This window comes from Gluconobacter japonicus (assembly GCF_015244665.1).
GTDB lineage: Bacteria > Pseudomonadota > Alphaproteobacteria > Acetobacterales > Acetobacteraceae > Gluconobacter > Gluconobacter japonicus.
In genome coordinates this window covers 317757-338751 of the sequence record NZ_JABCQN010000002.1, presented here as the reverse complement: position 1 = coordinate 338751, position 20995 = coordinate 317757, and the positions used below count along the sequence as shown (strand labels likewise).

Annotated in this window: 21 protein-coding genes; 10 read left to right on the top strand and 11 right to left on the bottom strand. The window is 56.8% G+C overall.

What is annotated here, in order from left to right; translation table 11 throughout:
* The first annotated feature begins 6 nt into the window (after positions 1–6).
* Complete coding sequence (locus HKD32_RS04975; RefSeq protein ID WP_061929904.1) at positions 7–300, top strand: putative quinol monooxygenase; 294 nt, start codon at positions 7–9, stop codon at positions 298–300.
* 9 nt (positions 301–309) lie between these two features.
* Here HKD32_RS04975 and HKD32_RS04970 read toward each other — a convergent pair whose 3' ends face one another.
* Positions 310–876 (bottom strand): NUDIX domain-containing protein, encoded by a 567-nt coding sequence (locus tag HKD32_RS04970; RefSeq protein WP_061929735.1) that lies wholly within the window; start codon positions 874–876, stop codon positions 310–312.
* Positions 877–926: 50 nt separating this feature from the next.
* Here HKD32_RS04970 and dinB point away from each other — a divergent pair, with 50 nt between their 5' ends.
* The 4 genes from dinB (at position 927) to HKD32_RS04950 (ending at position 4558) form a co-directional block, all read left to right on the top strand.
* Complete coding sequence (gene dinB / locus HKD32_RS04965) at positions 927–2066, top strand: DNA polymerase IV (RefSeq protein ID WP_194257615.1); 1140 nt, start codon at positions 927–929, stop codon at positions 2064–2066.
* Positions 2067–2132: 66 nt separating this feature from the next.
* Positions 2133–2618, top strand: coding sequence for a DUF2501 domain-containing protein (locus HKD32_RS04960; protein ID WP_010503440.1), 486 nt, complete (start codon positions 2133–2135; stop codon positions 2616–2618).
* 153 nt (positions 2619–2771) lie between these two features.
* A complete protein-coding gene (locus HKD32_RS04955; RefSeq protein WP_061929738.1) occupies positions 2772–3968 on the top strand; it encodes an MFS transporter in 1197 nt (398 codons plus the stop codon).
* Positions 3969–4003: 35 nt separating this feature from the next.
* The gene (locus HKD32_RS04950; protein ID WP_010503436.1) at positions 4004–4558 is read left to right on the top strand and encodes an LOG family protein; all 555 of its coding nucleotides are present in this window, start codon (positions 4004–4006) and stop codon (positions 4556–4558) included.
* Between the two features lie 4 nt (positions 4559–4562).
* On the opposite strand, the gene HKD32_RS04945 is transcribed toward HKD32_RS04950, so the two are convergent.
* On the bottom strand, positions 4563–5090 hold the full coding sequence (locus HKD32_RS04945; RefSeq protein WP_061929910.1) for a GAF domain-containing protein: 528 nt from the start codon (positions 5088–5090) through the stop codon (positions 4563–4565).
* A 44-nt stretch (positions 5091–5134) separates the two neighbouring features.
* Between HKD32_RS04945 and HKD32_RS04940 the strand changes: the two genes are divergently transcribed.
* The 3 genes from HKD32_RS04940 (at position 5135) to HKD32_RS04930 (ending at position 8168) form a co-directional block, all read left to right on the top strand.
* Positions 5135–5740, top strand: a complete 606-nt coding sequence (locus HKD32_RS04940; RefSeq protein ID WP_061929741.1) for a glutathione S-transferase family protein — start codon at positions 5135–5137, stop codon at positions 5738–5740.
* 127 nt (positions 5741–5867) lie between these two features.
* Positions 5868–7343 carry a mannitol dehydrogenase family protein gene (locus HKD32_RS04935; protein WP_172794481.1) on the top strand — a complete coding sequence of 492 codons (1476 nt, stop codon included), beginning with the start codon at positions 5868–5870 and terminating at the stop codon, positions 7341–7343.
* A 78-nt stretch (positions 7344–7421) separates the two neighbouring features.
* Complete coding sequence (locus HKD32_RS04930; protein ID WP_061929747.1) at positions 7422–8168, top strand: dienelactone hydrolase family protein; 747 nt, start codon at positions 7422–7424, stop codon at positions 8166–8168.
* A gap of 40 nt (positions 8169–8208) precedes the next feature.
* On the opposite strand, the gene HKD32_RS04925 is transcribed toward HKD32_RS04930, so the two are convergent.
* The 9 genes from HKD32_RS04925 to HKD32_RS04885 all read right to left on the bottom strand — a co-directional run bounded on the left by HKD32_RS04925 (position 8209) and on the right by HKD32_RS04885 (position 17494).
* Positions 8209–9045 carry an aldo/keto reductase gene (locus HKD32_RS04925; RefSeq protein ID WP_061929750.1) on the bottom strand — a complete coding sequence of 279 codons (837 nt, stop codon included), beginning with the start codon at positions 9043–9045 and terminating at the stop codon, positions 8209–8211.
* 239 nt (positions 9046–9284) lie between these two features.
* Complete coding sequence (murA, locus tag HKD32_RS04920) at positions 9285–10541, bottom strand: UDP-N-acetylglucosamine 1-carboxyvinyltransferase (RefSeq protein WP_061929753.1); 1257 nt, start codon at positions 10539–10541, stop codon at positions 9285–9287.
* Positions 10542–10554: 13 nt separating this feature from the next.
* Positions 10555–11106, bottom strand: coding sequence for a dCTP deaminase (gene dcd / locus HKD32_RS04915; RefSeq protein WP_007281748.1), 552 nt, complete (start codon positions 11104–11106; stop codon positions 10555–10557).
* 72 nt (positions 11107–11178) lie between these two features.
* Positions 11179–12081, bottom strand: coding sequence for a DMT family transporter (locus HKD32_RS04910; RefSeq protein WP_061929756.1), 903 nt, complete (start codon positions 12079–12081; stop codon positions 11179–11181).
* A gap of 7 nt (positions 12082–12088) precedes the next feature.
* Positions 12089–12265 carry a hypothetical protein gene (locus tag HKD32_RS04905; protein ID WP_167347208.1) on the bottom strand — a complete coding sequence of 59 codons (177 nt, stop codon included), beginning with the start codon at positions 12263–12265 and terminating at the stop codon, positions 12089–12091.
* Positions 12262–13458 carry a glycosyltransferase family 4 protein gene (locus HKD32_RS04900; protein ID WP_061929759.1) on the bottom strand — a complete coding sequence of 399 codons (1197 nt, stop codon included), beginning with the start codon at positions 13456–13458 and terminating at the stop codon, positions 12262–12264. Before HKD32_RS04900 ends, HKD32_RS04905 begins: the two co-directional genes overlap by 4 nt.
* A gap of 160 nt (positions 13459–13618) precedes the next feature.
* Positions 13619–15841: a pyrroloquinoline quinone-dependent dehydrogenase gene (locus tag HKD32_RS04895; RefSeq protein WP_010503425.1), complete on the bottom strand. Its 2223-nt coding sequence runs from the start codon at positions 15839–15841 to the stop codon at positions 13619–13621.
* The gene (locus HKD32_RS04890; RefSeq protein ID WP_061929762.1) at positions 15841–16221 is read right to left on the bottom strand and encodes a hypothetical protein; all 381 of its coding nucleotides are present in this window, start codon (positions 16219–16221) and stop codon (positions 15841–15843) included. Before HKD32_RS04890 ends, HKD32_RS04895 begins: the two co-directional genes overlap by 1 nt.
* Before the next feature lie 151 nt (positions 16222–16372).
* Positions 16373–17494 (bottom strand): hypothetical protein, encoded by a 1122-nt coding sequence (locus tag HKD32_RS04885; RefSeq protein WP_175266178.1) that lies wholly within the window; start codon positions 17492–17494, stop codon positions 16373–16375.
* Between the two features lie 237 nt (positions 17495–17731).
* On the opposite strand from HKD32_RS04885, the gene dnaK reads away from it, so the two are divergent.
* Positions 17732–19633, top strand: coding sequence for a molecular chaperone DnaK (gene dnaK / locus HKD32_RS04880; protein ID WP_010503421.1), 1902 nt, complete (start codon positions 17732–17734; stop codon positions 19631–19633).
* 118 nt (positions 19634–19751) lie between these two features.
* The gene (gene dnaJ, locus HKD32_RS04875) at positions 19752–20891 is read left to right on the top strand and encodes a molecular chaperone DnaJ (protein WP_010503420.1); all 1140 of its coding nucleotides are present in this window, start codon (positions 19752–19754) and stop codon (positions 20889–20891) included.
* Positions 20892–20995: the final 104 nt, after the last annotated feature.

The following is a 20995-nucleotide window of genomic DNA, read 5'->3' as shown; positions in this document are numbered from 1 at the left end:
AGACTCATGCCCAAATCCCTGTACGCCACGATGAAAGCCCTTCCCGGCTGCCGTGAGAAAGTCCGTGACCTTCTCGTCGGTCTGGCCGCGGACGTCCGGGCAGAGCCGGGATGCGAGCGATTTGTCGTTCACACACTGGCAGACGATCCCGACTTCTTTCACGTCGAGGAAACCTACCGCGACGAAGACGCTTTCAAGGCCCATATGGGGACCGAGCACGGCCGCGTCTTCAATCAGGTCATCAAGACGCTGGTTGAAGGCGGCGGCTCGACGGTCGTGTTCCTTGATACCGTGATCTGAAAGCAGTTTTCAGATCAGGCCCTTCGCGCGGATCAGCGCGAAGGCTGCCAGAGACACCATGCATTTCAGTTCGCCACGGGCGATCAGGGCTTCGAACTCCGCCAGTGTCATATCCTGCGTCGTGATGTCCTGCTCGGTCTCTTCAAGCTCGGTCTCCCCACGGGTAAGATTGCGCGCCAGAAAGACGTGCCCTTTCTGGTTGGAATAGCCTGCGCCCTGATACATCGTGCCCGCGTGGATCATCTCGCCAGCACGCAGGCCGGTTTCTTCCCGGAGCTCACCCAGAGCCAGTTCCACAGGATCGACGTTCTCTTTCGTCTCCCACATGCCCATGGGGAGTTCGAGCAAACGCTCCCCGACCGGATAGCGGAACTGCTGGATCAGCGTGATGCGGCCATCAGCGTGCATGGGCAGAATCACGACGAACTCTCCCCGCTCAACAATGCCGTACAAGCCTTTTTTGCCGTTGGGGTGAATGATGATGTCTTCACGCACAGCCGTCCATGGATTGCTGTAGGCAAGACGGGTCGAAACGGTCTGGAATCCGGCTGCGGTACGGGCGTCTTCAATGCTCATGAGGCTGATCCGATCTTGTTTCGTTCCTGGTGATCGGCGACACTGTAGGGATGGAGTCCCGCCGGATCGTGCATATCGACATGGACGCTTTTTACGCGTCTGTCGAACAGCGAGATAACCCGTCCTTACGAGGTCGCCCCCTTGCGGTAGGCCGCGGAGAGGCACGCGGTGTTGTCGCGGCCGCCAGCTACGAGGCGCGCCCTTTTGGCGTGCGCTCAGCCATGCCGTCTCTGAAAGCCAAGCGACTCTGCCCCGACCTTGTCTTCGTGCCCGGCCGTTTTGATGTGTACCGCGCTGTCTCTGCGCAGATTCATGACATCTTCGCGCGCTATACGCCCCTGATCCAGCCACTGTCCCTGGATGAAGCCTATCTGGATTTGACAGATTATCTTGGCGCCTATGGTTCAGCCACGCTGGTGGCCGAAAGAATCCGGGCAGACATCCGCAAGGAAACCGGACTGACGGCTTCGGCGGGCGTGTCCTATAACCGATTTTTGGCCAAACTGGCCTCCGACTACCGAAAACCTGATGGGCTCTTTGTTATTACGCCGGGCATGGGGCCGAACTTTGTAGCGGGGCTGACGGTCGACCAGTTTCATGGAATCGGGCCGGCCACAGCGCAAAAAATGCGAGCATTGGGGATTGAAACCGGTGCTGACCTTCGGAAGTTAGATCTTCCGACCCTGATGCGGCACTTCGGCAAATCTGCACCATTCTATCATGGTATTTCCCGGGGCATTGATGAGCGACCCGTCGTCGTAAACCGCGAGCGCAAATCGCTTGGAACAGAACAGACCTATCTGAGTGATCTGCAAAAGAAAGACGAGGCCAAAGCAGCTCTGGGTCTGATCGCTACAAAACTCTGGCTTCAGGTTCAGCGAAAGCAACTCACAGGTCGGACCGTCACCCTTAAGGTCAAATACGCCAATTTTCGGCAGATTACCCGTGCACGAACCCTTCCCTCTCCCATAACGTCCGAAGCATGTCTGAGCGAAACCGGGCACTCCCTGTTTGCACCCCTTTTCCCTCTTCAGACAGGTGTCCGGCTATTGGGGCTCACTCTTTCGGGCCTTTCTGGCTCGGCGGCCACGGAGAGCACACCTGCTCCACAAATGCAGCTTCTGTTTGACCATCCCTCAGAGGAACCTCCTAAAAATCCTGAGACTTTTCGCTCACTTTCCCTGTTTTGAACGTTGTTACGCCGAGGTCAGGGGCAAAATGCGCCTGCTGGCTGTTCTGACAGGAGTTGAAAATTCATGGTTCCGTTCCGTTTGCCTGCTCTCCTCTCCGCTGGCGCTCTGGCCACCGTTGCGGCTTTGTCTTTAGGGGGATGTGCCTCTGGCACTTCGGCAGCTCAAAACCCGGAAACCCAGGCCGCCGCAACTGCTGCTGCTACGGCGGCGGCCCAGACCACCGCATCGCGACTGACAGACGGCCTCACAGGTGCGCTGGGTCTACCTAACCTGTCTTCAACCTCGTCCAGCAATCTTGCCGGTGTTCTGAATTACTGCGTCACAAACAACCTGACATCTGGCAGTGCTGCCTCGGGCCTTTTGTCCACGGTCAGCCAGCAGCAGGGCATAACGAACAGTTCTGCCTATAGTGCAGGCCAACAGGGTATCCTTCAGGCGATCAGCAACCAGACCAATACCTCACAGCAGTACTCTCTGTCGTCTCTTGCCGAACCCCTTCGTCAGAAAGTCTGTTCTGCGGTTTCCAGCCGTCTGCAAAGCATGCTTTAAGGCGCGCATCCTGCGGGCAAAGAGGCTCGCAGGATCACATAATGTTGTTTTTTGGACCTGAGGGGTCCATTCACCGTGACGAATGGTCCAGACTGTCTTATGTCTGAAGTGACGTAACCATTTGGTTACTTAATAGAATAGGAGATTGAAGACATGACTGCGGAAGAAACGCCGGTGAGTTCACCGACGAAGCGAGTTCTTACCGTCGTCCTCTTCAACCTTCTGGTCTACATCGTCATCGGGCTTCCCAATGCCGTTCTGACGATCTTCGTCCATCATACCCTTGGCTACAGTACAGCAATCGCGGGTATGGCGTTTTCCCTGCAATATCTGGCGACATTCGCTGCCCGACCCTCGGCCGGACGGCTGGTGGATAATATAGGCCCCAAACCGGTTGTTCTTGGCGGTCTGATCACCTGTTTCGTTTCCGGTTTGCTCATGTTTGGAGCGGGATGGGCAAGGGAGATTCCAGCCCTGTCTCTCGGTATCCTCCTCCTCAGCCGCCTGTTTCTCGGCTGGGCCGAAAGCTGGGCCGCGACTGGCGTGATTGTCTGGAATATTCGCCGCGCCGGGGCCGAAAATACAGCCATTGCCATCTCCTGGAACGGTATTTGTTCCTATGGTGGCATTGCCCTTGGAGCCCCGATTGGTGCCAAGTTGTCGCTGCTACCAGCTCCATATGGCGGGATTGTCTCGGTTGGCATTTTGTCTGCCATTCTGCCGCTCATCGGTCTGGCATTGATTGGCTTTTATAAAGGCGTGAAGCCAGTTGCCACGAATGACAAGCCTCTTCCCTTCAGTCACGCACTTCGACTGGTTCTGCCACATGGTATGGCTCTCGCAGCGGGATCTATCGGATTCGGGGCCATTTCCTCCTTCCTCGCGCTTTATTATGCAGTCCTTCACTGGGAGGGGGCAGCAACGGCCCTGTCCGTCTTCGGCATCGTCTTTGTCGTCATCCGATTCTTCTTTGCCTCGCAGATTGCCCGGCGCGGTGGTGTGTTTGTCGCGATTGTCTCACTATTGATTGAGGCGGCGGGGCTGGCCTGTCTGGCCATTTTCCCGTCTCAGGGAGCAGCGCTTATCGGCGCTGCACTGACGGGCGCCGGCTTCTCGCTGCTCTTTCCGGCGCTAGGTGTTCTGGCCGTTAACAGCGCAGGACCGCAGAACCGGGGTGCCGCTCTGGGGGCCTATTCGATCTTCATTGATCTGGCGATTGCGTGTTCAGGTCTTGTGCTCGGGCAGGTCATCGAGTTTGCTGGCTACAAGACCATGTTCGGCACGACTGCGGTGTGCTGTCTGGTCGGTGTGCTCATCAGCCGTTCGCTCGGGCGGAAGCCTGCCGTCTGAGCGTTCTGCCCGCTTGTCTACAGGATCTGCCTTTCATGACCATCCGTTCCTGCGCTGTTTTCTGCGGCTCCCGCTTTGGCAACTCCCCTGTTTATGCCGAAGGTGCATCCGAACTCGGGAAAGCGTTGGCTCAGAATGGGATCAAGCTGATTTACGGCGGCGGTCATGTCGGTCTGATGGGAACGGTTGCTGATGCTGCGCTGACTGCGGGCGGCGAAGTCATCGGTGTTATTCCCGGCTTCCTGCATGACCGGGAAGTGATGCATAAGGGCGTCACAGCGCTTGAAGTGACCCCAAACATGCACAGCCGCAAAGCCCGCATGTTCGAGTTGTCTGACGCGTATGCCATCATTCCAGGCGGATTCGGCACGTTCGATGAACTGATGGAAATCCTGACCTGGAAGCAGCTCGGCCTGCATCAGGACCCGATCTACATCGTCAATATCGGTGGCTGGGCCAAGTCTCTCGTCCGCACCCTGACTGATGCTGTCGAACAGGGTTTTGCCTCCGCGAACACGCTTTCCCTTTTCACCGTTGTGGAAGACGTTTCTGAACTGATGAGCCATCTGCGCGAAAACGTCCCCGCTTGAAAGATCAGACTGTCAGCGTCTTTTCGAGGGCGCTGACAATCTTTTCCAGCAGCATACGGTCTGCGTCATGAAAGCGGTTCTTGATCGGACTATCGATATCCAGAACCCCAATAAGTGCACCATCCTTCAAAACCGGAATGACGATTTCGGATTCTGAAGCCGCGTCGCAGGCGATATGGCCGGGAAACGCATGAACGTCTGGGACGACAAGCGTGGTCTTCTGTGCGGCGACCGTCCCGCAGACGCCTTTTCCCAACGGGATACGCGTGCAGGCCAGCCGTCCCTGAAAAGGACCGAGCACAAGCTGGTCTTCCTTCCACAGATAGAAGCCGGACCAGTTGATGTCCGGCAGCGCTTCGAACAACAAAGCCGCGATATTGGCCATGTTGGCAATCATGTCCGGTTCCGAAGATACGACAGATTCCACTGTTGGCAGAAGATCCTCCGTGGTCAGACGATGGATGGGCGCACTCACACTAATCTCTCCTGAAAAAGGGGATTGGACCATAGAGCCGTTGCGCTGATCCGTCATGATGGTCACACTCGGAAAAGCGCATCAGAATTCAGGAGAAGACCATGACCAGACGCCTCTATGGAATTTCGCTCTCCGGTCATGTGCATCGTGTCAGACTCTTTCTGTCGATCCTGAAGCTGGACTACACGTTCGTTGAAGCAAGCATGCACTCTCCGGAAGTTCTCCGCCTCAACCCGCTTGGACAAATTCCTGTTTTTGAAGATGGAGAGATCATCCTTACGGATAGCAACGCTATTCTTGTCTATCTGGCGAAGACCTATGCGCCTGGCAGTCACTGGCTTCCGGAAGACCCGCTGGGTGCCGCTCATGTCCAGAAATGGTTCTCGATCGCCGCTGGAGAACTGCGCTACGGCCCGGCAATGGCAAGAGCAGCAACGATCTGGAAACGCCCTGAAGAGATTGGTCCGGCTCAGACCAAGGCTGAGAAGCTCCTTCCTTTCATGGAAGGAGAACTCACCAGGCATTCTTATCTGGCAGGGAATCAACCAACACTCGCCGATCTGGCCTGTTATGCTTACACGGCCCGCGCACCCGAGGGAGGGATTTCTCTCCGGCCTTATCCAAATATCCGCAAATGGCTTGACGGTGTGGAAGCGCTTCCGGGATTCGTTTCGATGCCGCATGTATCAGAGGCACCATTTGAGTAGTATTGGTTTTCAGATTGCTCTCTCGACATGGAGAGAATTATTAGAAAAAATTCATATTCAATAAAAAGAGTTTCCTCATCACTTCATCTTCTTAAAAGGGATGGGCCTTTCGTTCGGAAGAACCATCATGAAACTGACTTCGGAAACTCTGGCTCATCTTCCAGAGACCATTCTTACCTCCCCTTATGATCGCCAGAAGGTGACTGCGGGGATTGCGCACCTCAGTGTCGGCAATTTCCATCGCGCGCATCAGGCCGTCTATACAGATCGCGCATTGGCTCTTCCCGGTCAGGAGAACTGGGGCATCGTCGGCATTGGCCTGATGGACGTGCCCTCCGAGGTGCAGAAAGCCGAAGCTCTACAAGCTCAAAGCGGACTTTACACGCTCCGTGAATGTCCGGCAGGCCGACCGGATGTGGTGCGGGTCGTGAAGTCACTTGTGGAATATATTCACGCCCCCGCAGATCGTGCCGCAGCACTGAAGCGCCTGACCGATCCCGCCATCCGCATTGTCACCATGACGATCACGGAAGGCGGTTACTACATGGATGAGGCCGGTCACTTCATGACCGATCATCCCGCCATTGCCGCTGATCTCAAGCGCGATGTGCCGGAAAGTGTCTTCGGTCTTCTGACAGAGGCTCTACGCCTCCGCCGCGAAGCGGGTGTGAATGCGTTCACGATCCTGTCCTGTGACAATGTTCCGTCCAACGGTGAAATCGCCCGCCGCGCCGTTCTGTCCTTTGCCCGGCTGAAAGACGACGAACTGGCAGACTGGATTTCCCGGAATGTCGCGTTCCCGTCCTGCATGGTGGACCGCATCACACCGGCTGTCGGCCCGGCAGACATCGAGCGCCTTAATCGGGAAAGCGGTATTGAAGACCGTGCCCCTCTCTTCTGCGAAGACTTCATCCAGTGGGTCGTGGAAGACAAGTTCCCCGAGGGCCGGCCAGCATGGGAAAATGTTGGCGTCCTTTTCACGGATAACGTCGAGCCTTACGAGCAGGTTAAGCTCCGAATGCTCAACGCCTCCCATTCCATGCTGGCCCTCCCGGCCGTACTGATGGGATATCGCTTCGTCAGTGAAGCCATGGAGGACGAGAATCTCTTCCGCCTGTTACAGCAGTTCCTCGGTTTTGATTCTGAACCACAACTCAACGCACCTCCGGGAATGAGCCTGCCGGAATATGGCGCTCTGCTGCTCCAGCGTTTCCGCAACAAGGCCGTTAGCGACCAGCTTCTGCGGATTGCCTCGGACAGCACATCCAAATTACCGGTCTTTGTACGCCCGACAGCAGAAACAGTCGTGCAGGACAATGGCGATATGCGCCGCATTGCCTTCCTGCTGGCCTGCTACTGCACTTACCTCGGTGGCTTTGATGACAAGGGGACGGAATTCCCGGTTACGGAGCCTCGTCTCAGCAAGGAAGACCGTGCGCTGGCGGGCTCTTCGGACCCTGCCAAGGCACTTGATATGAGTGTCTTCGCGGGCTGGGGTCTGACTGACAATCCAGAGTTCGTGCGCCTTTTTGTTGAAATGCGCATCAGCCTTCAGGATCGTCGAACCGCAGAGACGCTGGTAGACGTTATTTCTCCACGCTGAGCAGACCATGACCTGCTGTCTGACCACGGGGCCGCAGGTCATGATTTTCCAAGTTATTTTCCGAGCCAGGATTGCCGCATGATTATCAAAACTGACGAAACAGTCGATCTTCAGACGCCAACTGGTTCCATGCGGGTTCATGTGTTCCGCCCCGTTCAGGACGGGCGCTTCCCGGCTGTCATCCTGTATTCGGAAATTTATCAGGTCACCGCACCCATTGAACGGCTGGGCGCAATAATCGCGGGTCAGGGCTATATCGTTGCCATTCCTGAAGTTTATCATGAGTATGAACCCGCTGGGACGGCCCTTGCCTATGACAAGGAAGGGACAGACCGGGGCAATGACCTGAAATATACCAAGCCGGTTTCTGCTTTCGATAGCGATACGGCAGCAATCATTGCATGGTTACAGACAAACCCTCTTTGCACCGGGTCAATCGGGGCTTTCGGAGTATGCCTTGGAGGCCACTTGGCCTACCGTGCCGCGCTGCATCCTGACGTACGCGCTACGGCCTGCTTCTACGCAACAGACCTGCACTCTGCGACGCTTGGCGCCGGAAAGTCCGATGATTCTCTGGCTCGCGCCGCGGACATCAAGGGCGAACTGATGATGGTCTGGGGGCAATCTGACCCTCATGTTCCTTATGCAGGCCGACGCATAATCCGAGACCGGCTGGAAGAAGTTGGGGCAGACCTAGAATGGCATGAAGTCAACGGACAGCATGCCTTCCTGCGGGACGGCGCTCCCCGCTTTGACGCTGCCTTGTTTTTACAGGCCATGAACTGGACAAATGCCCTGTTCCAGCGGGCTCTGACACGCGGATAAAACGGAAAAAGGGGCGTCCGCTTTCGGAAGCCCCCTTTTCTTAGAACTCTTCGTAAACTGCCGGGTCCTGATTCTTCAGACGTCCGTCCGGACGGGCGAGTGTGGCAATGATTGCCATATCCTCGTCCGTTAAAGTGAAGTCAAAAATCGACATGTTTTCGATCTGCCGCTCAGGCGTTGCAGACTTTGGGATCGGCACCGACCCAAGCTGATGATGCCAGCGCAGGATGACCTGACCGACACCCTTTCCAACCCTCTTCGCAATCTTTTCCAAAAATGGATTGGTCAGCAGATCACTGGCTCGTCCCAAAGGACTCCAGGCCTGCGTCAGGATCCCATGATCCTGGTTCCATTTCCGCATTTCATCCTGCGGGAAATACGGATGAAGTTCGATCTGGTTGATGGAAGGCAGCACGCCCGTTTCGGCTTCAAGCCGTTCCAGATGCTCCGGCAGGAAGTTGCACACGGCAATAGAGCGGATCTGACCACGCTTTTTGGCCTCAATCAGGGCTTTCCACGCTTCCACATATTTGCCCTGCTTCGGGTTTGGCCAGTGGATGTAATACAGGTCGTAATAGTCGAGTTGCGCGCGATACAGGGACTCTTCGATGGTCGCCAGGGCCTCGTCATATGCATGGTGTCGGCCAGGTAGCTTTGAGGCGATCCGCAGATCCTTGCGATCCCGCCCACTATCCCGTGCAGCACGACCGACAGCCCCTTCGTTTTCATAGTTGAACGCACTGTCAAGCGCGTCATAGCCAACGCTCAGGGCACTTTTCATCGCCTCAACACCGGCTGCACCATTCAGCTTGTATGTTCCAAACGTGATGGCCGGAAACGTCGTGCCGTCGTTCAGGGTAAGCGTCGGGATTGTCACGTTTCATTCCTTTTGAGACGCCACATTCCGAGCCGGGACACTTTCCACCAGGGGTGCCTTTACCTTTGGCCGTCGTCGAATGTGGGATGAATAACGATCTGGTTACAGATACTACGCATGACCAGCGGAAGGCGTTTCATCATGAAAGGTGTTTGCTGCGCTACGAAACCACGTCGAACACAAAAAAAGGCCGCTCCCAACCAGGAACGGCCTTCTTTCAAAACCATGCAGACAAAGTGTTAGTCCGAAACACGCTCGATATCGGCGCCACAGGCGGCAAGCTTTCGATCCACACCTTCATAGCCGCGATCCAGATGATAGATACGGCTGAGCTGGGTCTCCCCTTCTGCCGCCAGACCTGCGAGGATCAGAGAGAAAGACGCCCGCAGATCGGTTGCCATGACCGGCGCACCTGACAGCTTTTCCACACCACGGATAATGGCTGAACGGCCATGCGGATTGATCCGCGCACCCATACGGTTCAATTCAGGAACGTGCATGAAGCGGTTTTCAAAAATCGTTTCCGTAATCATGGACGCGCCTTCAGCCACAGACAGCATGGCCATGAACTGGGCCTGCATATCCGTCGGGAAGCCAGGATACGGCTCGGTCATGATATCCACGCCCTGAAGACGGCCCGTGCGACGTACCCGCAGACCGCGCTCCTCTTCCGTCACGTCCACACCGGTTTCTTCCAGCGTGCGGATAACAGCACCAAGATCATCGGCGCGGCCACCAACGAGCAGCAGATCGCCTCCCGTGATGCCTGCAGCACAGGCATAGGTGCCGCACTCAATACGGTCTGGCATGACGGCATAGTTTGCACCGTGAAGCGCTTCAACACCTTCAATGATCAGCGTACCCGAACCGGAGCCCGTGATCTTTGCACCCATCGCGTTCAGGCAGTTCACCAGATCGGTAATTTCCGGTTCCCGCGCAGCATTCACGATCTCTGTGCGGCCCTTGGCCAGCGTGGAGGCCATGAGCAGGTTTTCGGTCGCACCCACACTGGCAAACGGCAGAACGATCCGGTCGCCTTTGAGACCGTTCGGAGCACTGGCATTGATATAGCCGTTCTCCAGACGAATCTCGGCACCCAGCGTCTCAAGCCCCTTGAGATGCATGTCCACAGGGCGCGTTCCGATGGCGCAACCGCCCGGCAGGGAGACCTTGGCTTCACGCGCACGGGCCAGCAGCGGACCAAGCACGAGAATGGAGGCCCGCATCTTGGAGACAACGTCATAAGGCGCTTCGACAGACGCGATTTCGCCGCCGATGGAGAGCGTACGTGGCCCGGCGTCGTCAACGGCAATGCCCAGACGCGTCAGCAGGTCGCGCATCGTCTTGATGTCGGCAATCTGCGGCACGTTGGACAGCACGAGACGCTCGGCCGTCAGCAGGCCAGCAACCATGAGTTTCAGGCCGGAGTTCTTTGCACCGCCGATCTCGATTTCGCCGACAAGGCGACGACCGCCGCGAATGATGAAACGATCCATGACTATGCGCTCCTTACAGGCGAGGCGTCGTTACGCCGGACTGGCGCATGTATTTACCGGCACGATCCGCGTAGCTGACTTCACAGGGGCTTGCGCCCTGAAAGAACAGAAACTGGCAGATGCCTTCATTGGCGTAGATGCGGGCCGGCAGCGGCGTGGTGTTGCTGATCTCGATGGTGACTTGCCCCTCCCACTCCGGCTCCAGCGGCGTGACGTTCACGATGATGCCACAGCGGGCATAGGTGGACTTGCCGAGGCAGACAACCAGCGTGTCCCGCGGGATACGGAAGTATTCCACCGTATGCGCCAGCGCGAAACTGTTCGGGGGAATCGTGATGTCTCCCGTCCGCGTTACGAAACTGTTCGCTGCAAAATTCTTCGGGTCCACGATGGCGCTGTCGACATCGGTGAAGATTTTAAAGTCTTCAGCAACGCGCGCATCATACCCATAGGAGGACAAACCATAGGAAATAACGCCTTCCCGTTTCTGGTTCTCCACAAACGGTTCGATCATGCCGTGCTCTTTGGCCATCTGGCGGATCCAGGTATCAGGCATGATCGGCATGGACGCATTAACTCCTACGCGTGGGGACCGGTCTGCTCTAGCGATAGCAGCCCGATCACGCAATGTGTCGGTTCAGCCATTTTCCGTGAGGTGCTGTTGCTTTCTGACAAGCCAGCGCGGCCTCATTTCACTGGCGAGAACACCACACACGATGAGAGCCGCACCCAGAAGTGTAGTACCGGGCAGATGATCCCCTGCAATCCAGCCAACAAGACCGCCCCAGACAGGCTCACCAGCATAGATGATTGCTGCTTTTGAAGCCGGAACAGATTTCTGCGCCCAGTTCATGACAAGCTGCACCAGAGCACTCAGACTCCCCAGAACTGCGGCACACACAACCCAGATCCACGAGAAAGCGGGAACATGCTCTCCCATGACCGGCATGAGCAGCAGAGCAAACAGCCCTCCCCCCACAAGCTGGCAGACCGTGATTCGCCGACTGTCCACGCCTTGGGCAAACAGACTGATCAGGACAATTTCCAGGGCGATGGCACAGGCAGCCAGTACGGTCAGGAGATCACCATGTGTAAAAGTCAGACTCAGAGCCGCAGGGCCAGCCAAGGCAACAAGCCCTCCGAAAGCAAGAATGATGCCCAGCCAGCTCATGATGTGAGGCGGTTTACGCAGAAGCGCCCACTGAAAGAGTGGCACCAGAGGCACATACAACGCCGTAATAAAGGCAGAACGGCTGCTGCTGAGATGTTGAAGACCAGCACTCTGGAGCACATAACCGATTGAAAGTGCGATCCCGATGACAAGCCCCGAACGGACCTCCTTTCGGGTCAGACCAGCCATCTTCTTTCCTGCCAGACACGCCACCATCGCAGCAGCCATCAGGAAGCGCACCCCCACAAAAAACAGCGGTCCGCTATGCTGCATCGCCAGATGAAGCACAAGGAACGTTCCACCCCAAAGGGCTGTGACACCCGTCAGAGCCAGTTCCTGCGGGGTTGGGGTCGGCAAACGGCGTGTCACTCTGGTTTCAGCTTTCTGAAGGCGTCGGTGGCGTTTCCGGGCGGAGACGCTGTTGCTGTTTGCGACGCAGCAGGTTGGCGCGCAGGGCTTTTGCCTCTCGTTCCGCACGAGCATCCCGGGCGGCCTTGGCTTTGTCTGTCAGGTGAACAGGTTGTTTGTCGGTTTCAGGGCTGTCAGGTGTCATGTGTTCTGTCCATCGAAAGACGCTCGAAGGTGCGTTCCAAGCAACTCGTCATATACACCGAGCGTCGCAGACTGCATCTGCTGGATCGTATAATTCTGCAAAGCATGCTGTCGGGCATTCTCTGCAAGGTAAGCCCGTGTCTCATCGTCCATCGACAACGTGGCAGCGAGTGCTTCTGCAAGGGCTTGAGGGATGTTCGGCGGTACCACAAGACCGGTCTGACCGGGAAGAACCGTTTCCATCATAGCCCCCTGCGCCGTTCCGATCACAGGCTTTCCCATCATCTGTGCTTCGACCAAAGTGCGCCCAAAGGGTTCTGGCCGCAAGGAAGGCGCGACCACAACCGTTGCCAGCGCACAGGCTGCGGGCATGTCCTGACAGGTTCCGACAAACCGGACATGCTCTTCCAGTCCGAGTGCCTTCACACGGTTTCCAAGCGAGTGTGCAAATTTTCGATCCGTCTCCGGTCCGGCCAGAACACAGATCCAGGGTTCAGGCACCATCTGCTTTAGAAGCGCCAGTGCCTCGACCAGAACACGCTGCCCCTTCCACGCCGTCAGACGGGCAGGCATCAGAATGACATGTGCGCCATAGGGGATGGTCCAGGCTTCAGCGAGTTTCTGAATTCGCTCTCCTGAAATGGCAGCCGGGTCAAAAAGAAGTGGATCGGCGCCGCGCGGAATGGTCCGAAGACGATCTGCTTCAACGCCGTACTGCCCAGACAGACGCCCCGCAATATACTGCGAGATTGCAATCACTCTTGTGCCGCGTGCCAATACTGAATTGTAGAGTTTTTTGCCCCACCATCCAGCCTCGTGAACGCCATGCCATGTTGTCACGAAAGGGATCTTCTCCCGACGACAGGCAAGCCATGCCGACCATGCCGGAATACGGGACCGGGCATGCACCAGATCGACCTTCTGCTCCCGGATCAGTTTCTGAAGATCACGGGCTCGCCGGCGAACCGAGAATGGCGACTTCGATTTGAGATCCAGCGGTACATGCATGGCGCCTGCATGGCGAAGCTGCACCAGGAGAGGGCCTGTTTTTGAAGCAACGATGGCTTTTCCGCCTGCCTGCGTAATCGCTGCGGCAATTTCAATCGCACCCCGTTCCAAGCCACCCGTGGTAAGAGCTGGCAAAACTTGCAGAATAACGGGAGAGCGGATCGTCATGATGGGGCGGAAAACCATTCTGAACGTGAGACGCAGACGAAGCCCTCATGTCAGACCGCCACTCAGGGAAAACAGCCAGAAACGACAAAAGGAGACTTCCCTGCATGGCTAGCACGAAAGTCTCCTTCTGACGATGGAGTGTGGCGGATGTGCACAACACATCTGCCACAGGGTCATGTTACTGTTTTACGGCATCCGGCAGCGCGTAAACCACGAGCTGGTCAGAAACCGGTGTCATCATGAAGTGGTGTCCACCAGCCATGATGGCAACATACTGATGCCCGTTGGCTTCATACGTCATCGGGTTGGCCTGACCACCACCTGGCAGAACTGCACTCCACACGACCTTGCCAGTGTGTTCGTCGATCGCACGGATCTGATTATCCGTTGCCGCAGCGATGAACACCAGGCCGCCAGCCGTCACGACCGAACCACCATTGTTCGGTGTCCCGATTTCCCATGGCAGACCCGTCGGCAGACCCCAAGGACCGTTAGCACGAGCCGTACCAAGCGGATGCTGCCAGAGCACCTTCTGACCGTGCTTCATGTCGATAGCTGTGATCATGCCGTAGGGCGGACGGTTGCACATCATGCCCGTATACTGATCCCAGAACGGCGTCACGACGATACCGTAAGGCGTTCCGTCCATGGCACCGTTACCTTCGGCACCGCCGCCACCCGGCTTGAAGTTGGGGTCGTCGATCGGCATCAGGCCGAGTTTGTCAGCCTTCTTGCGGTCCACGAGCTGGTCATACATCGGGGTGATGTTCCAGTTCGCGATCAGAATGCCCGACTGCGGATCATAGGACATGGAGCCCCAGTCACTGCCACCGTTGTAACCCGGATATTCGATCCATGGCTTGTCGATGCTTGGCGGCGTGAACTCACCCACATAATTCGCACGACGGAACTTGATGCGGCAGTAGAGCTGGTCGATGGGGGACATACCCCACATGTCCGTCTCTTTCAGGTCCGGTACGCGAAGTGCTGGCATCCCAACGGACCAGGGCTGCGTTGGTGTGCGCGGATCACCCGGAATAACGCCGGGAGACGGAGCCGGACGTTCTTCAACGGGCAGGATCGGCTTGCCGGTCCGGCGATCAAGAACGAAGGTCTGGCCACGCTTCGTCGGCATGATGAGAGCAGGAACCTGCTGACCATCCGGGCCGGGCATATCCATCAGGGTTGCCTGAGAACCAATATCGTAGTCCCAGACGTCCTTATGGGCTGTCTGGAAGACCCACTTCTCTTCACCCGTCTTGACGTCGATCGCCACGACTGCGGAAGAAACGCGGTTCTCGTTGTCACTCCGCAGGGCGCTATAATAGTCAGCCGCAGAGTTACCCGTTGGAACGTAAACGAGACCCAAGGCATTGTCGCCTGTGAGAGCAGCCCAGGAGTTTGGCGTTCCACGGCTATAGTGGCGGTTACCAGTCGGCTGGCTATGATCGGTCGGGTTATTGACGTCCCAAGCCCAGACGAATTTTCCGCTTTCAGCATCGTAACCACGGATCACACCAGACGGCGCCCAGCGACGCTGACCATCCAGCACTTCGTGGTTCACAACAGCAACGCCGTTGATGATCGGAGGAGGAGCCGTCATGGAGACGAAACCCGGTACGGATTCGCCCAGCCCCTGCATCAGGTTGACCTGACCGTTATGCCCGAAGTTGGGGCAGAAATCGCCGGTCTCCGCATCCACCGCAATCAGACGCATATCCAGCGTGCCTTCGATGAGGCGATTGTGACAGGGCTGCCCTTCTGGCACGACGGAAGACGTGAAGTACGTCACCCCCTTACAGGCGGCCGTATAGGGAATGGAGTGGTATTTGACATCCACGTTCCGACGCCAGATCTGCTTTCCCGTGACCGGATCAAGCTTCATGATGTCATTCATGGCTGAACACATGTAGAGGCCGTCACCAACCTTGATCGGTGTGGTTTCAGCTGCCCATTTGTTCACCTGTCCAGGACGCGGATAGCTTCCGGTGTGGTAGGTGAAGGCAACCTTCAGCTTGCCTGCATTTTCAGGTGTGATTTCTGAAAGCGGGGAATAACGCGTCTGGTTATCATCACGCCCATAGGCCACCCAGTCTTCACGTGCCGGATTGGCGCTCTGCTGCGGAGCCATGGCCGGAATCTGAGACGGATCAATCGACTCAATGTCCGGCAGGTTGGCAGCGTTTACGCCCGGAGCCTGCGGTGCATAGGGCGACGGCCCAGAGAAGTAGCCCTGTTCCTTGGGGGAGGCTTCAGTCGGTTCATTTGCATTACCCGGCCCAGGAACGGACGGGGATGGTTCTCCGCCTGACCCTGCGGGAGCGAACTGAGCGTGAGCAGCGAGTGGTGCACAGGCGAGAGCGAGGCCAGCGGCTGTTGCGAGAAGGTGAGACCGGCGCATCAGACGGCTCCTCTGAGAGTACGACGGCTTTCCATGCGACGCAGGACCGGAATGGTCAGCGCGACGAGAATACCGAGGATGGTCGGGCCGAAAGCGCGGGGCAGAAGGTCAACGGGGCTGAACCCGACTTCCCACAGAGACCAGACCCATGTGTAAGCCAGCGCTCCCAGATACAGGAAAGCGCCAAGCGTGCGGCCCATGAGCATGAAGACGCCGCTGGCAATCAGAATGATGCCACAGAGGACGTAGTAGGTTGAGCCGCCCAGCATTGCGAGGTCAGCGCCTGCAATGAGGAAGAACAGACCCACGAGAAGAATGACGACCCCCAGAAGCAGCGTCAGCCACTCCGTCAGAGTCCTGTTACCTTGAATATTTGGCATAACCAAATGCCTCCCAGACTGAATACTGGGGACGGTAAATCCATAATCAGTTCAGGTCCACCGAACTTCTTTTTGAATGATCCTAACAAAGCCGTGTTTTTGATAACAAAAAAGTGTTGGAACCATTATGATAAGAGAATGACCATTCCACTTACCCAGCCGGAATAGTCACTACTGCGCCGCCGGTATGATTTGTTGCAGCCAATGCACTCAAAACCTGTACCATTGTAAACGCCAGCTTGCTCTGGAAGTCCTTCTCATCAATCCAGAACCACATATTATTATACTCAACTGCTGCATAACGCCGTTCAGGGGCTTTATGACTTGAGTGAATGACCACTTCTGGACGATTTTCAATACCAACCTGACCAATTGTCGGTGGGGTACGACCCACCTTGATATCTTCTTCAGGAACTTCGACTTCGTAAGCCAACTGAGTGAGCATCGCGAGCATGGAACGCGTCAGAATAGCGATCTGCCCTGGATGCTTCGGATATGGTCCATAAACGATCTCCGCTTCCTCCGCGTGAGGATCGAGATGCAGAAGCCTTCGAACTTCAGCCTGAATGGCCAGCAGATTGCTGTCAGACGTTGAAGACAGCACCAGATAGGAGTGCTCCTGCCCATTGGGAGTATCCGGCTTGGACCCGTTTTTCTTTGTCGAATCATCCGAGGAAGAAGGTGGTGGCGCGTCCGTCGTGATGCGGATGGTCATAGCCCCGGCAATCTGGAGCTGCCGAAGATCATGCAACAACAGATAGAAACGGACAGAGCCTCCTCCGGCTCCAATTCCGCGGACATTGGATAATCCATCAATCGACTGCGCTGTCAGCCGTAGCAACGTATCAATCGGGAGACCACCCAAACTGAGCGGCATGATTACAAGCGGCGAAATCGGACGGACAATATTTTCCGCGTATTGCTGGCCCGTCACAGGCTGATAGGTGAAAGTCGGGCTTTCGCCCGCCGTCATTGTGCCTGTGCCAAAAAGGTAATTGCCAACCGCTGTGGCAGGATAGGCGTAGAACCCACCGCTCACACTTTTAGAGACGCTGTAACCGGCAATAACCTGCGTCGTATCAAGGAATGTTGGTGGATCAGCATAGCGAAGCCGAACAATGTTCAGAAGCATCTCGTGCTTCTGTGATTCCCCGAGCGCACGCGAGTATTCAAGCTCGTCCCGCTGAAGCCGCGATGGTCCGATCGGTCCGCAGGCAGAAAGACAGGTCAGTGCGGCCAGGATCATGGCGCGAGATGTCAGATGAATGTGCATGTCTCCGAGCAAACTGAACCATTCCGACCGCAAGCGGAAGCCACATCCGACAAGGGAAAGCGCTCAACGCATATTTTTCACAAAAGATGTTGCTCCCAAGGCCTTGAAACACTTTGCTGCCCTGCCTAGATTTGACCGTGGAAACACGGACCTGTGAAGGTTCGGATTTGACGTCACAAGGGTTCGCCCCGGTGCCTGACTAGGGCCGAGGCAAACCGCTGAAAGGACAAAAAGTACATGAGCAAAGTCATCGGTATTGACCTCGGCACGACCAACTCCTGCGTTGCAGTGCGTGAAGGTGACGAAACCCGCGTTATCGAAAACAGCGAAGGCGCACGCACGACGCCGTCCATGGTCGCTTTCACCGAAAATGGTGAGCGTCTTGTCGGACAGGCCGCGAAGCGTCAGGCTGTTACAAACCCAACCAACACCCTCTATGCCGTCAAGCGTCTGATCGGTCGCCGTTACGACGACCCAACCGTGACGAAGGACAAGGGCATGGTCCCTTATGAGATCGTCAAGGGTGACAACGGCGACGCATGGGTTCGTGCCCGCGGCGAAGATTACGCACCTTCCCAGATCGCTGCTTTCGTTCTCGGCAAGATGAAGGAAACGGCTGAGGCTTACCTCGGCGAGACCGTCACACAGGCTGTCATTACGGTCCCAGCCTACTTCAACGATGCACAGCGCCAGGCAACACGTGATGCTGGCAAGATTGCTGGCCTCGAAGTCCTGCGTATCATCAACGAGCCGACCGCCGCCGCTCTGGCCTATGGCCTTGGCAAGCGCGATTCCGGCACGGTGGCTGTGTATGACCTTGGTGGTGGTACGTTCGACGTTTCCATCCTCGAAATTTCTGACGGCGTGATCGAAGTGAAGTCCACGAACGGTGATACGTTCCTGGGTGGTGAAGACTTCGATAACCGCGTCATCGACTTCCTGGCTGATGAGTTCAAGAAGGATCAGGGCATTGATCTGCGTGGCGACAAGCTTGCCCTGCAGCGCCTGAAGGAAGCTGCTGAAAAGGCCAAGATCGAGCTTTCCTCCTCCAAGGAAACCGAAATCAACCTGCCGTTCATCACGGCTGATGCGTCCGGTCCGAAGCACCTCGTCGTCAAGCTGTCCCGCGCCAAGCTGGAAAGCCTGGTTGACGATCTGGTTCAGCGTACGCTTGGCCCGTGCCGTTCCGCCATCAAAGACGCTGGCGTTTCCACGAGCGAGATTGACGAAGTCATTCTCGTTGGCGGCATGACCCGTATGCCGAAGGTCATTGAGACGGTTAAGGAGTTCTTCGGCAAGGATCCGGCTCGCAACGTCAACCCTGACGAAGTGGTCGCTATCGGCGCAGCCGTTCAGGGCGCTGTCCTGAAGGGTGATGTGAAGGACGTTCTGCTTCTCGACGTGACGCCGCTGTCGCTGGGTATCGAAACCCTGGGTGGTGTATTCACCCGTCTGATCGACCGCAACACGACGATCCCGACCAAGAAGAGCCAGACCTTCTCCACAGCCGAAGACAACCAGAACGCTGTGACCATCAAGGTCTATCAGGGCGAGCGTGAGATGGCGGCTGATAACAAGCTGCTTGGCAACTTCGACCTGCAGGGCATTGCTCCAGCACCGCGTGGCGTTCCGCAGATTGAAGTCACGTTCGACATCGATGCCAACGGTATCGTCAACGTGTCCGCCAAGGACAAGGCGACGAACAAGGAACAGCAGATCAAGATCCAGGCTTCTGGTGGTCTGTCCGACGGTGACATCGACCGTATGGTCAAGGAAGCTGAAGCCAACGCTTCTGCCGACAAGGCCAAGCGTGAACTGGTCGAGCTGCGCAACAGCACCGAGAGCATGATCCACCAGACCGAGAAGTCCCTCACGGAAGGTGGCGACAAGGTTCCGGCGGCTGACAAGGCTGAAGCTGAAGCAGCCATCGCAGCAGCCCGTGAAGCTCTGGGTGGCGACAATGCCGAGACGCTGAAGAGCGCCAGCGAGCGTCTGACGCAGGTGGCCATGAAGGTTGGTCAGGCCATGTATCAGGCAGAGCAGGCCCAGCAGGGCGGCGAAGCTGCCGGTGCAGAAGCCAAGGACGACAATGTTGTTGACGCCGACTTCGAAGACGTCGACGACAGCAAGAAGCACTGATCGGGTGACTTCCCCAGGTGGGGCTTCCCGCCCCGCCTGACCTGTTTTCCGAAGGGCGCCCGTTCCCGCAAGGGGGTGGGCGCCATTCTTGTTTCCGGCCCTCAGACAAGGACCGATCATGGCCACGAAGATCGACTACTACGAAAGTCTTGAAGTTTCGCGCACGGCGTCTGGGGAAGAGCTGAAGAAAGCCTTCCGCAAGCAGGCCATGCGCTACCACCCGGACCGCAACCCGGGCGATGAGACCGCTGAACTGAAGTTCAAGGAAATCAACGAAGCTTACGAAGTCCTGAAAGACGATCAGAAGCGCGCAGCCTATGACCAGTACGGTCATGCCGCTTTTGATGGCGGTATGGGCGGAATGGGTGGTGGCGGTTTCGGCGGCTTTGGTGCCGGCGGTCTGGGCGACATCTTCGACCAGATGTTCGGCGACATGATGGGCGGTCGTCGTGGCGGTGGACGTCGCACAGGCGCTGACGTTCAGGTTGAAGTCGACATCACCCTGACCGAAGCCTTCTCAGGTGTAACCAAAGAGGTTGAAGTCCGCACGCGCGTCGCCTGTGAGTCCTGCCATGGGTCAGGCTCGGCAGATGCGAGCGGTGGCAGCACAACCTGCGCAACCTGTCATGGTGCAGGCAAGGTCCGGGCCCAGCAGGGCTTCTTCCTCGTTGAACGCCCCTGCCCGACCTGTAACGGCTCTGGCCGCACGGTTCGCAACCCCTGCAAGTCCTGTCAGGGTTCTGGCACACAGGCCAAGACCGAAACACTCAAGATCGAGATTCCGGCAGGCGTTGAAGACGGAACCCGCATCCGTATGGCGGGTCGCGGCGAGGCTGGAGGCGAAGGCGTACAGCCGGGTGACCTGTATGTGCACGTCGCAGTTCTGTCACATGAAATCTTCCAACGCGATGGTGCCAATATCTATTGCCGCGTTCCGCTACGCATGACGCAGGCAGCACTGGGCACAGAAGTGGAAGTCCCGGTTATTGATGGCAGCCGCAGCCGTGTCCGCATTCCGGCCGGAACGCAGACAGGCGAGACCTTCCGCCTTCGCGGCAAAGGCTTCTCGGTGCTGCGTTCCTCAGCGCGTGGTGACATGTATATTCAGGTCTCGGTAGAAACACCGCACCATCTGACCAAACGCCAACGTGAACTTCTTGAAGAATTCGAGAAGGAAGCCGGCGATGACCACACCAAGGCAAGCCCTGAAAACAGCGGGTTCTTCGCCAAGGTTCGTGACTTCTTCGAAGGTCGCTAATTACAGGAAAAACCCCTCCCGAAACGGAGGGGTTTTTTTATGGTCGTCCGCGATAGTTGTCTTCCATTAAAAAACTAACGGTCGCTCTGAAGGGTTAAAGTAAT

What these genes read in the sequence shown, in the direction of transcription:
- HKD32_RS04975 (WP_061929904.1), top strand. Translation starts at nt 7, where the DNA reads ATGCCCAAATCCCTGTACGCCACGATGAAAGCCCTTCCCGGCTGCCGT.
- HKD32_RS04970 (WP_061929735.1), bottom strand. Translation starts at nt 876, where the DNA reads ATGAGCATTGAAGACGCCCGTACCGCAGCCGGATTCCAGACCGTTTCG.
- dinB (WP_194257615.1), top strand. Translation starts at nt 927, where the DNA reads ATGGAGTCCCGCCGGATCGTGCATATCGACATGGACGCTTTTTACGCG.
- HKD32_RS04960 (WP_010503440.1), top strand. Translation starts at nt 2,133, where the DNA reads ATGGTTCCGTTCCGTTTGCCTGCTCTCCTCTCCGCTGGCGCTCTGGCC.
- HKD32_RS04955 (WP_061929738.1), top strand. Translation starts at nt 2,772, where the DNA reads ATGACTGCGGAAGAAACGCCGGTGAGTTCACCGACGAAGCGAGTTCTT.
- HKD32_RS04950 (WP_010503436.1), top strand. Translation starts at nt 4,004, where the DNA reads ATGACCATCCGTTCCTGCGCTGTTTTCTGCGGCTCCCGCTTTGGCAAC.
- HKD32_RS04945 (WP_061929910.1), bottom strand. Translation starts at nt 5,090, where the DNA reads ATGACGGATCAGCGCAACGGCTCTATGGTCCAATCCCCTTTTTCAGGA.
- HKD32_RS04940 (WP_061929741.1), top strand. Translation starts at nt 5,135, where the DNA reads ATGACCAGACGCCTCTATGGAATTTCGCTCTCCGGTCATGTGCATCGT.
- HKD32_RS04935 (WP_172794481.1), top strand. Translation starts at nt 5,868, where the DNA reads ATGAAACTGACTTCGGAAACTCTGGCTCATCTTCCAGAGACCATTCTT.
- HKD32_RS04930 (WP_061929747.1), top strand. Translation starts at nt 7,422, where the DNA reads ATGATTATCAAAACTGACGAAACAGTCGATCTTCAGACGCCAACTGGT.
- murA (WP_061929753.1), bottom strand. Translation starts at nt 10,541, where the DNA reads ATGGATCGTTTCATCATTCGCGGCGGTCGTCGCCTTGTCGGCGAAATC.
- dcd (WP_007281748.1), bottom strand. Translation starts at nt 11,106, where the DNA reads ATGCCGATCATGCCTGATACCTGGATCCGCCAGATGGCCAAAGAGCAC.
- HKD32_RS04905 (WP_167347208.1), bottom strand. Translation starts at nt 12,265, where the DNA reads ATGACACCTGACAGCCCTGAAACCGACAAACAACCTGTTCACCTGACA.
- HKD32_RS04900 (WP_061929759.1), bottom strand. Translation starts at nt 13,458, where the DNA reads ATGGTTTTCCGCCCCATCATGACGATCCGCTCTCCCGTTATTCTGCAA.
- HKD32_RS04895 (WP_010503425.1), bottom strand. Translation starts at nt 15,841, where the DNA reads ATGCGCCGGTCTCACCTTCTCGCAACAGCCGCTGGCCTCGCTCTCGCC.
- HKD32_RS04890 (WP_061929762.1), bottom strand. Translation starts at nt 16,221, where the DNA reads ATGCCAAATATTCAAGGTAACAGGACTCTGACGGAGTGGCTGACGCTG.
- HKD32_RS04885 (WP_175266178.1), bottom strand. Translation starts at nt 17,494, where the DNA reads ATGCACATTCATCTGACATCTCGCGCCATGATCCTGGCCGCACTGACC.
- dnaK (WP_010503421.1), top strand. Translation starts at nt 17,732, where the DNA reads ATGAGCAAAGTCATCGGTATTGACCTCGGCACGACCAACTCCTGCGTT.
- dnaJ (WP_010503420.1), top strand. Translation starts at nt 19,752, where the DNA reads ATGGCCACGAAGATCGACTACTACGAAAGTCTTGAAGTTTCGCGCACG.